Here is an 11,577-nt window from a genome sequence, read left to right on the forward strand (position 1 = left end):
TGGGTTGTCGCTCACCATATAGGCAATCGTTCCTGTAGGTATATTCGCCGGATGCGTACCAGAGAAATTAGTACAATAGGAATAATAGTATTTCCCGTTGTATTTGTGAATTCCCGAATCCTCAAACAACCATGGCGGATTGATCGGTTTCACAGCTCCGCCACTAGCAGCCAGATCCAAACTGATCATATCCGCCCCAAGCTTCGCAACACGTGCTGTTCCCGGGTCAGCCTCCTTCCCCGTCGGAACACCGCCACCGAAATAGATATAACCACTTCCATCATCATCAACCAGCACCGCAGGGTCAAACAGCCATGTCACATCGCTGGCCCCTGGGGTACCACTTCTACTAACTAAAGCCTTTCCAATTGGATCTGTAAATGGCCCAATTGGACTATCCGCTGTAAGCACGCCAATGCCGTTTGCGCTATCCGCAAAATAAAGAAAAAATTTCTCCTTACCGTCTATCGTTTTATGTGCAGCTGACGGAGCCCAAGAGTTTTTTGCCCATTTGGCCGCACCTTGCGGCCCGGCCACCGGTATTTCTCCGTGATCCGTCCAGTTCACCATGTCGTCAGACGAAACAACCGTAATCTTATTGATTAAACCATATCCGTTATCCTTAATTGTCCCGTCTGCATTGTATTCAAATACATCATTCGTCATGTAAACGTACACCCTGCCGTTATAAACCATGGCATAAGGGTCAGCGCCGAACTTTTGCGTAAATAACGGGTTCGCGTTGCCAGGCGTTTTAGCCAGTGCCGGTGTAACCGGAGCTGCTGCCGCCTCTACCCTTTCCATAACTGGGATTGAGGTGATTGCCAGAGTCAGAGCCGTTGTCATCACCATTAATTTGTTTTTCCACATCTTCATTGAACCGTTTCCACCTCTCATACATTGATAAAATTATTCATTGATTAATGGGTTCAAGTGACTCCGAAGGCAACACCTCCCCTCCATGTCCTTAGAAGCCTAAAGCTTGGTCTACTTCTTCAATAGCCTATATATGATCACGGCTGCTTCCGCTCTTGTTGCCGTATCATTTGGCTTAATCATGTCATTGTTGCCCTGGATGATTCCTTTCTTGACTAGTTGAGCCAACGGGTTTACCGCATAGTCTGCTACCTCGCTGGAGTCACTGAAGCGGCTCAGGTCCGAGACGGGTTCATCCAGCATCCTTCCGGCAATTTTCATTGCTCGTGCAGCCACTACCATCATATCCTGCCTAGATATGCTTATCCTCGGCCCAAACTGGTTGTCACCCGTTCCTTGAGCGATTCCAAGTTTATTGGCGATCCCGACCTCTTTGAAGAAATAGTCGGATGGATCTACATCATCGAAATTACCGTCTGCTTCTGCATTCAGATTTAATGCCCTCACCAGTAAAATAGTAAAGTCCGCTCTGGTGATGTTGTTACCCGGGCTAAAGGTAGTATCCGACGTTCCCTTGATGATTCCCGCAGATGCAAGCGTTTCTATCTCTAGCTTTGCCCATTCGAAACCTGCCAGATCGTCGAAGGTATTTCTGTAGCTGTATTCAGTTGCTGCCAGATTCGGGTCCAGTGCCTTTACGGATACCAGCTTAATGTTGGGATTCCCCTGTGCCTTCCCTTTGAAGGCAATGGTACTCAGGGCAGTATTTCCTTGTTCTCCAGCTTTCTTTCCTATTTTGGTGAAGGCTAATGTCATTTTCCCGTTATCTACCTTTGGAGGGAGAAAAAAACCATCCAGCTTGGATTCCGCCTTATCCAGTTCTACAACATCAGGATCAAACGTAATCAAAATTTCATAAGCATAGAGGCCTTTCAAGTTGTTTCCATTCACCGTAACTTCCAATGCTTGATCAGGCATTACTTGCTCTGCACTTTTACTCAGCGTGAAGGCCGGGTCCCCTTCTGCATATCCTGCGCCGGGTATAGAAGCAACTATCATGACTACAATTAAATACATGACAAGAGTGAATTTGCCTTTTTTCATGTTTAGTCTCCTTATCGTAGGAATAAAGGGAGGAGTCACCTCTCCTAACTATGATTTTTCAAATCCATCAATGAAAGCGTTTTAATTTTAGTGGATGTTAGTATATGGAAATTCAAAATTTACAATGTTACGCCTCTGCCCTCCTTCTTATTATTTACTTCAGGCTTCTAACTTTACAGTAATTTCCTTTATTATAACTACGTAACTAGTAAATTACGATGTAATTTCTTCTTTGAAAAGTTGATTTTTTTAAGACGAGTATTTTGTTATCCGCAAGATGAAGGCCACTTCTTATCTAGTATGCCCTATCCAACTGTGGTTTTCTCGGGATAGGGCATAACTACAATATCAGTGCTTCACACAACTAATATAGCCACAACGTACGGCGGATCAACTTATTCGACTATCTTGGATGCAACATACGCAAGATCCGTAATATCGATCCTGTTATCGCTGTTCATATCAGCCGTCTTGGCCGCTACCCAGTCCGTGCCGGTGGAATCCTTACCGTAATAGTAAGCAACCATCGCTAGGTCACCGACATCGATGCTTCCGTCTTTGTTGAGGTCGGCAGACACTTCCTTAATCAGGGCTGCCTTGAAAGTATCGATTGCGCCGGCCAGTGCTGCTGTGGCACTGTCAACCTGGGACTGTGTCGCGCTCTGGTTATCTTTTACAGCTTTGGCTGCATTGATGGCAACCCCGAATACATCTTTGGCTGCCTGCGGGTATTGACCCGGCAATGTACCAATGGCAGCAGCATCATACAGGCTCTGTGCATTAGCAATAGCTGTTGACAAAGCTGTCTTATCTACAACCACTTCAATATTGCCTACGGTAATGCTCTTCCTGCCAAGCGCAGCCTGAAGCACGGTTCCTTCAGGACCCACACCCAGCTTGGCCTGGGTCGCTGCAATCGTTCCGGTCGTATTCTGAACACCTGCCTTGACCTTGAAGGTTAAATTCAACACCGGCGTGCTGGCTCCAGATACCCCTCCGATATTGGCGGTAATCAGTCTCACTTTTCCGGCAGTCGTTTTGTCCTCCGTCACCATCCGGATGTTGCTGTTGGCCCCTGCCGTACTCACATAGTCAAACACATTGGCATCATAGGCCAAGGTGATGTCCTCGGCGTAAACACTTTGTGTCAAATGATCCAGGCTTACGCCGACGGTAAAGCTGCTGCCCGGCTTCACACTGCTGTCCGCCGAAAGCGCAGCTTCCGGGATATTGCTGTCAACATTCTCAGCTACGAAGGTTGTCACGCTTTGGGCAGGAAGCTCGGCAGCAAAGGAATGATTAGATATATAGAGGGGCGCTCCGGCAGCAAGATTCCTGCTGCTATCTGTTACCCACGAAGATACTTGTGTTGCGGAACCGTTCTGTAGAACAAAGTTTTGATTTACTGCTGAATTGCCTTTGTTAACTGCCACAATAACCACCTTATGGTCACCTTTATAGGCAGAAGTATAAATTTGCGGTTCGGGATTTTTGGTCGCTTCAACCCTTACATAGCCAGGCCGAATAAATTTCGAGTAATGAGCCATGCTGTATCCGCGCTTGCTGATCGTACCGTCCTCTTTCATTGGACCGTAATGCCTGCGGATGTACCACCATACATAAGCTTGAAAATTCCCTTCTACCATGGCGTTATACATATGCTCCGCAACACCCAATGCCTCAGGCCAGCGATCCGCCGAGTTCGTTTCGCTATTCGGATAGTATACTTCCGTCATCCACAGCTCCTTTCCCGCTCCCTTTTGTTCGAACAGCGGGTAGGGGAAATCACTATACTTCGTACCGTAGGTGTGGGCACCTAGAATATCCATATTTGCAAGAGCTTCCGGATCGTTCAGAATAGAGTCTGACATTTGCTTTACGTAAGAAAATGATTCCGGTGCGATAACTCTGTTATTGATAGCCCCCGCATTTTCTTTCATAAAACGAAGTATTTCTTCCGGACTCCACCAAGTCCAATCATAGGCATAATCAGGCTCATTTTGAACAGAAATAGCATACAGCTCTACACCGTTCTTCTTCATGTAGGAATCGAATTCATTCAGATACTGCGCATACTGTTGATACATGTCGTGCTTCAATCGTTTTGCCGTCGTACCCACCACGTAGGGGGAAACGGTGATATTATCGATATTCGCTCCATCAGCACCGGAAGTTACCAGCTTTAAGGTGCTGATCCCGTTCTGCATCGGTACCTGAACCGATATGTCGCCCCAGGTCGACCAACTGCCCGTTGCTGCAATGGCCACTTGACTGATGGCCTTTGTGCCATTAACATAGACATCCAAAACCGATGTCCCCGTTTGCAGCGCATACCGAATTTTCACATTCTTCGTTCCTGTACTGCCGATACTAATGTTATTCCATTGAACGGACGCATCTGATGAAGCCTGAGCATCGGCATATCCGGTACCGCTATAACCCGAATAGGTCTTTTCCACTGCGAACCCGGTCAAGGTTGTCCCCGTCTCCACTTCATAAACCGTCCCGTTGCCTGAGCTTCCGCCAAGATTGAAGGTCTCGACCATCTCGCTTGGAGGGTTCCAAGGTGATGCGAACACAATGGCTCCGTGTTCTATCGCTTTTTTTGCTGTATCCACTTCTCTCTGCCAATTATTTTTGTTCTCGTCTATCGGAATTCTTAAGACAGAAAAGCCCAGCTGATTTTCTCCGTTACCAAAAGCGGTTTCTCTTTGAGCCGGTGTCAAATCTCCAATCCAAACGGAGTGGTTCATGCCTCCAAAACCTCGAATCACCTGCTTTTCCGCCGATAAATTAACAATGACATCATTTGCCGAAGCAGCAGAGACTTCAGTAGATGCCGGCATGAGAAATAGCGGAAGCACGGTTACACATGCCAAAAATACACAAAATGATTTTTTCACACGTGAAATCATTATTTTCAGCCCCTGAGTTAAATTTCATAACCTGTTTCTTTGACTACAGCTTCCTTCAGTCAGACAACTGTCGCTAACATTTTAAGTATGATAACGCTTTAATTTTTGCAGATGATAACATTTGAGACCCAAATCGATTCAATGTTACGCCACGCCCCCCATTAATGACTCTGCTACATCATGAGTTGGAGGCTTGAACCTGGTCCAGGTTGCATATGGACTAATTTTCCATTTTTTTACGGGTGAAGTGGGAAGTAAGGCAAGGCTTAAATAGCTTCGGGGAGATGCTAAAGAAGTTGGGGCCTGCCGTTATTGAACATTGTGTTGCCGATGAAGACTGGAACATCGAGGTCATTCGTTTTTTTACAAAGAAGCATCCTGCCCCCCCTGCTTTGGATATCTTTTATTATAACCAAGCTACATGAAAATCACGATGTAATTTCTTCTTTAAAAAGTTCGTTTTTATGGGATTAGTCTAGCCGAGCAAGGCTAAACGGCTTAGCCATCTCTCCAGATGGCACGCGTTATTCAAGGTACGAACAAACCCGTCCCCACGAACATGTCGGAGGGCCGGGCTTGAGTTGGCTTTCTATTTGCAGCTTTCTATTTGCAGCTTTCTATTTGCAGCTTCTTATCTGAAGATTACTACTTATTCGCTTCAAATGCCTTACGCTTCTCGTCCATAACCTCTTGTCCGCCGATTTTCATGTAATCCTTCACTTCGTTATCGTAAACCTTGTCGAAGTCAGCAGGCTTAGCTGTAATGACTTTGACGAAGATTTCGTCGTTTTTCGCTTTAAGCGTAGCAGCATACTTGATTTCTGATTGGATCGGTGTGTTGACATTCGGCTTGATAACCCCGTCCGTACCGCCTAGCTTGATGCTTGAAATGGTAAAATCCTTAAATTTGGGATCGGATGCATTCGCTGCGATATTCAGATTTTCGTCCGTAGCACTTACAAACTTGCCGTTAAGAATAATACTGTAATCCGGATAGTTATAAAGCGTCTGCTTCGCTTCTTCGTTGTCCAGCGTTTGCGGAACCCCGTCCTTCATTTCATAGGTTTTTCCTTCGGTTCCGTTTTGAAGCGCAAGGATATTTTTCGGCTGTGCCATCCAGTCCAAGTATTTCACAACGGCCTCTGCATTTTTGCTTGATTTGGGCACAAACATATAGAGGCCGTTCGGCGGATACACAGCTTTCGGATGCTTGCCATCCGGACTAGTGAACGGATCAATCGGAATTAGCTTGGCCTTCGGATCCGCCTTATACACTTCCGCCAGATACCCCTGGTAAATCGGTTCGTTCGTGTTGGCCGTACCTGCACCGACCATGCCGCTTATTAGATCCTTCTGAAACTTCTGAAAATCCTTATTCATCGTTAATGGAAAATCCTTATCAATGAGTCCTTCATTGTACAGCTTGTTCAGAAAACGATGCGCTTCTTTGTTTCCGGGCAGCAGCCATTCCGGCATAGAGTAAAAATCGGAAGCCGGTATTTTGTTCCACTCTAAGAACGAATACTGAAGCGGCTTCATATGAAACGGATCAATATTGCTGTATGGAACGACTTTATCGCCGGATTTTCCAGGTTTCTTCTCTTTAAACGCTTTTAGCGTATTGTAGAACTCCTCCGTTGTCTTAGGAACCGGAAGGCCCAGTTCATCCAGCCAATCTTGTCGAATTAATGTCGTGCTCTGCGGGAGCAGCATCCGTCGGGCAGGGATCGTATACTGCTTGCCCTCAAATACACCATAGCTGAGTACGTCATTACCCAACACCTTTTTCAGGTTTTGACCATATTTCTCAATCATCGGCCCGAGATCCGTCAATCCCCCATCCTTCACATATTTCTGTACGGTCGGGGTATCGTAGCTGTATACGAGATCAGGTGCCTGGTTGGCTGCCATCAGTACATTCAGCTTCTCGACTTCCTGGGTTCGTGGAACCGTCTCAAACTCAACCTTGATGTTATTCGGGGCACCGAAATTGTCCTGAATGTACTTCGTCATGAAATTGTTTGTAATGGGGGGCGCGCCTGTCGGGGTGTTATTCCTGTCGAACAGCTCGATTCGCAGCGTAGTTAGCGCTTCCTTTTTCTCTGTGACATTCCCTGTATTGTTGTCCCCGCAGCCTGCCAAAAGGGTTGTCGTGGAAACAACCGCCAGAAGGCTTTTTGACCATCCACTTGACATCATTTTCATTTGACCCACTCCCTTAGTAAAATAAATAGATTATTCGTTTGAAAAGCTCGAAGAAGTGCTCATCCCTTCACGGCACCGACCATCATACCCGAAACAAAATAACGTTGTAACCAAGGGTACACTAGCAGAATTGGAATCGTAGCAAACATGATGGATGCTGCCTTAAGACTCTCAGGCACCGGAGGAGTAACCCCGAGTCCCTCTGTCATGTCGTTTACTTTGCTGTTCATGACCATTTCGTACAGACGCAGCTGCAGCGGATAAAGGTTCGAGTTCGTGATGTAGAGGAGCGCGTCCATAAAGCCGTTCCATCGCCCCACTGCATAAAACAGGCTGAGCGTTGCCAGAACAGGCAGCGATAGCGGCAGGATGACACTGAACAAAATACGGAATTGGCTCGCGCCATCCATTCGTGCGGATTCCTCGAGCTCCTCAGGTATCGAAGAGAAGAAGGCTTTGATGATCAGCAAATAAAAAGCATTGATGGCTCCAGGTAAAATAAGTGCCCAAATGGAATCCAGCAGATTCAAGCTTTTGATGAGCAAATACTCCGGAATCATGCCACCGCTAAAGAACATCGTTACAACAATCAGAAACAGGAAGCCATCCCGTCCCTTAAGGTTTTTTTTGGTCAGCGGATAAGCAGCCATGATGGTCATTGTCATGGAAATCACCGTAAATAGTACCACTAGAAGAACCGTGAACATAAGGGAACGGATCATCTGCGCGTTGCCAAACACGGACTTATAGGCTCTCAGATCAAGCTCTATCGGAAAAATCGTTACCTTACCGGCCATAATGGCACTATTTCCGCTCAATGATAAGGCAAAGATGTGCAGCATCGGCACCAAACAGAGCACACCGGCGATTGTAATGATTGCAATAATGATCCCGTCCAATAGCTTGGTTCGGCCATCTATACATTTTGTTGCGTTACCTTCACTAGTCATGAAGCTTTATCCTCCTCACCAAATGCCCTGGTCGTTGACCTTTCGGGATATATAATCCGCAGATAACAGGAAGACCAAACCAACGACGGCCTGGAACAACCCGATGGCCGTAGCGATCGTGTAACGGGCCGACTGGATGCCGATCTTATACACGTAGGTGCTTATCACTTCAGAGACATCCGTCACGAGCGGATTGCTTAGCACGAACGGCCGGTCAAATCCAATGCTTGCCATATGGCCGATGTTGATAATGAGCAAGATAATGATGGTCGGCTTGATGCCTGGCAGTGTAATGTGCCAAATTTTACGAGCACGATTGGCACCGTCAACCTCCGCAGCTTCGTACAGTTCCTTGTTAATGCCTGTCAGGGCGGCCAAGTAGATGATGGTTCCCCAACCCGCGCTTTGCCAAATACCGATCCCCAAATAGGTGAAGACCCAATACACGGGCTTCGTCAAGAATGGGATGGCTTCGATATTCATTGTTTTTAATACCCCATTCACGATACCGGAATTCGTCGCCAGCAGTTGGATGGCAATGCCGCCTATAATAACCCACGAGATGAAGTGCGGCAAGTACAGAATCATCTGTGCCCCTTTCTTAAACCATTGAACCCGCAATTCGTTCAGGAGTATGGCCAAGATAATAGGGATCGGAAAACTGACGATCAGATCCAGCAGGTTTAGCATGAAGGTATTCCGCAATGCTTGATAGAAACCCTGCATCTGAAATATTTCCCTGAAGGTGCCCAATCCGACCCAAGGACTCCCCAACACCCCCTTAAAGATATTATAGTCCTTAAACGCAATGATAACGCCGAGCATAGGGACATACTTAAATGTAAGAAAGTACGTCATTGGGAGCAAAAGCAGAATGTAAAGCTGCCAGTTGTGAACTAGGGCCTTCAACTTCCATCGTGATGCTTCCCGCGTTCTCGGCTTTGTTATTATCTCCATAAGTCTCCCCTCTTTCAGAAGTTTCCAATCCCCCATGCATGGTTAGGCTGGTCTCACTGGTCTTACTGTAGCATCCGAATGGAAAGATTGAACATATACAATAATTCAAGACTTAACTTCCTTCCTTTTGGGAGGGGCTGCCAGGTACTTTACCATTCTTTGAAGCCTAACATCTTTTCCGGGCAAAGAAAAAATCTGCTGATGAACAGCAGACTCGATATGGTTAGCGTTGCACCCGATATATGGCCCGGTACTCGCCAGGCGGGAACCCGAACGCTTTCTTGAAGGCTCGGTGAAAGGAAAGAACATGGGTATACCCGACTTTTTCTGCGATGGACTGAATCGGGTCGTCGGTTTCAACAAGCATGTCACGCGCATGCTCAAGGCGAACCTTCAACACATAATCAATAAACTTTTCTCCGGTTTCTTTCTTAAAGAGAGTACTGGCGTTACTGGAAGGCATGTCGAAGGCTTCGCTGACCCCCACGAGTGACATCCCAGGGTCTGCATAGTTTTTATCAATATATGCCTTCATACGCATGGCTATGGAATTGCTGCTAGTCATCTCCCGCTCCTTCTCAACATCCATCGCCAAATCGCTCATAACGGCTTCCAATTCCCGATGCAGGTCACCAAGTGTTTCCGTTGTCTGTGCAATCACGTCGAACCGGTCCCGATAGTGTTCTTGCCATGTTTTTGCTAATTCAGATGACATGGAGGTCATTTCCTTCTCTATATGCTGGGCAAGACTAGTAGCGAAGGATGCTACTTCCGCTCTGCCTAATCTTCGGTTCTTTAGCTCACCTATGATTTGAGACAGCTTATTTCGCCACTGCCTGTCCCCTTTGCGAAAAAGATACACCATTTCCGGCATCGTGCCGAATAGAACATAGGAGTCATTATCCGGCTTAGACTCTGCAACTCGGTTGTCGATAACAGAGTTGGTCCCAAAAACGGCCTTGTAGGATACGTTAGTGCCTGCAAGGCGATACGACTGTGCGATGGTTTCCATTCCGCCCGAAACCGAACCAATCCCAATAGATACCGTTAATTGAGTGTTGGCATGAATCCACCCCCGATACTCATCGCACATTCGAAATAATGTCTCGGAATAAGGATGGTGCGATTCCATGAGAAACAGCACAAATGTCACCTGCTGCAGCTCTGTCCATACAGAGCACTGCGGTATGCCTCGTTCATTTGCCAGCTCCCGAAATGCACTCTCCAGAATATATTTCAGAAGATGCTGGTCGCTCGGCTTATAGGCATGAGTAAATGTATTGTATTGATCCAGCTCAACGGTAATGACACAGAGCCTCTCGTAGTCAGCAGGCAATCCCAGCTTCAGGGCTTGTTCTCTCCATTCTGCATTCCCCATCAACCGGTGACCGACAAGCACCTCTTGAAGTAAGATGCGCTTGCGGTGCAGCGCCTCCGCCTCCTGCAGAGTATTGTAATCGACTGCTTTCTTCAGCAGATCGTCAATGGCGGATTCGACGATCTTGAATTCATTGAGCTGTGTCCTGCTGCTCCAGCTGCCGCTTTTTCTTACCGTAACCGTGTTGATTTTTTCGACCAGATTTTGAATCGGTTTATAATGGATATGCGTGATGAAAGTAAACCAGATCAGAGCCAATACAATGATGACCAGGACAGCGATGATCCAAACATTGGATAATAAGGATAACGCTGAATACCCTGCAGCATTGACACTGTCTGCGTAATAGGTCCAACCCGTATATTCCGAAACGGCCCTTAAACGGGATAGTGCCGACCGATCCGATGCCGGCGTCTGGAACTGCTGCCCATCGTTATCCAGAATATGAACCGTTCCGCGATTCTCCTGATTGTATTTATTTATAAATTCCATGAGTGAGCTAACGTAGATATTGATTACAATGGTCCCTTGTTGATGGGATGAATAAGAGTAATTCTTCGCGATGGATACGACCTTTTGTTTGTTACGGTCGATTGTCGATAGCATATAATCTCTCGGTTTAGTCCAACCGGACGGAGCTGTTCCATGATGAGGATCCATCAGAAAAGTCAGGTCGGCAAAATCGTCTACCTCGTAGACGCTGGAATCCGTAAGAATACGCTTGTTCGCTTCATCGTAGAGATAAACGGTGCTGGTATAAGGAAAGGAGGATTTCAATTCAATTAAGCGCTGCTGGATGACGAAATAATCATAAATGGCCATGTTCTTTTCAGAGAAAAAATCCATAATCACTCGATCAGTAATCAAAGCGCTGACCGCATTCCGCTCGATAAGTTTCAGGTTAGCTTCCGTATTCTGCATCATTTGCTCGACAATTGCCTTATTCGTCTCGATGTACCGGTTCTCCGAAGCATGGTTCAACGTGGTGAAGAAGACAAAAATGACGGAAGAGATGACAACGAAAAAAATTGGTGTATAGGATAACATCATCCGATAATACCAGCTCATTCTCATTACAGTCCAACCTCCTATTCCATAATATTATCATTTTTCCCTCAAACTGGATACGGTTTCATAAAAAAAGAAAAGGGAATCAGAGCCTGTAGAGAGTGACCGAACCGGGCTCTTAATC

The 11,577-nt window shown here is 46.4% G+C and carries 7 protein-coding genes and 3 pseudogenes; all 10 read right to left on the reverse strand.

Features of this window, described 5'->3' with window-relative positions; all coding sequences use genetic code 11:
- A partial coding sequence (locus CF651_RS07650; RefSeq protein WP_425436227.1) for a family 43 glycosylhydrolase occupies positions 1-876 on the reverse strand: 876 nt, incomplete at its 3' end.
- Between the two features lie 111 nt (positions 877-987).
- Entirely contained in the window at positions 988-1,980 is a 993-nt protein-coding gene (locus CF651_RS07655; protein WP_094014267.1) for an S-layer homology domain-containing protein, read from the reverse strand.
- Between the two features lie 395 nt (positions 1,981-2,375).
- On the reverse strand, positions 2,376-3,035 hold the full coding sequence (locus CF651_RS32780) for a dockerin type I domain-containing protein (RefSeq protein WP_342746560.1): 660 nt from the start codon (positions 3,033-3,035) through the stop codon (positions 2,376-2,378).
- A 189-nt stretch (positions 3,036-3,224) separates the two neighbouring features.
- Positions 3,225-4,094: pseudogene (locus CF651_RS32785) on the reverse strand (glycoside hydrolase); the annotation flags it as partial.
- 27 nt (positions 4,095-4,121) lie between these two features.
- Positions 4,122-4,472, reverse strand: a pseudogene (locus CF651_RS32790) (carbohydrate-binding protein); the annotation flags it as partial.
- A 21-nt stretch (positions 4,473-4,493) separates the two neighbouring features.
- Positions 4,494-4,895, reverse strand: a pseudogene (locus CF651_RS32795) (hypothetical protein); the annotation flags it as partial.
- 645 nt (positions 4,896-5,540) lie between these two features.
- The gene (locus CF651_RS07665; RefSeq protein ID WP_094014269.1) at positions 5,541-7,100 is read right to left on the reverse strand and encodes an extracellular solute-binding protein; all 1,560 of its coding nucleotides are present in this window, start codon (positions 7,098-7,100) and stop codon (positions 5,541-5,543) included.
- A 59-nt stretch (positions 7,101-7,159) separates the two neighbouring features.
- A complete protein-coding gene (locus tag CF651_RS07670; RefSeq protein ID WP_094014270.1) occupies positions 7,160-8,050 on the reverse strand; it encodes a carbohydrate ABC transporter permease in 891 nt (296 codons plus the stop codon).
- A 15-nt stretch (positions 8,051-8,065) separates the two neighbouring features.
- Positions 8,066-9,007 (reverse strand): ABC transporter permease, encoded by a 942-nt coding sequence (locus CF651_RS07675; protein ID WP_094014271.1) that lies wholly within the window; start codon positions 9,005-9,007, stop codon positions 8,066-8,068.
- Between the two features lie 223 nt (positions 9,008-9,230).
- Positions 9,231-11,459 (reverse strand): AraC family transcriptional regulator, encoded by a 2,229-nt coding sequence (locus CF651_RS07680; protein WP_094014272.1) that lies wholly within the window; start codon positions 11,457-11,459, stop codon positions 9,231-9,233.
- Positions 11,460-11,577 lie beyond the last annotated feature (118 nt).

The organism is Paenibacillus rigui (genome assembly GCF_002234615.1).
In the GTDB taxonomy this organism is placed as follows: Bacteria; Bacillota; Bacilli; order Paenibacillales; family NBRC-103111; genus Paenibacillus_S; species Paenibacillus_S rigui.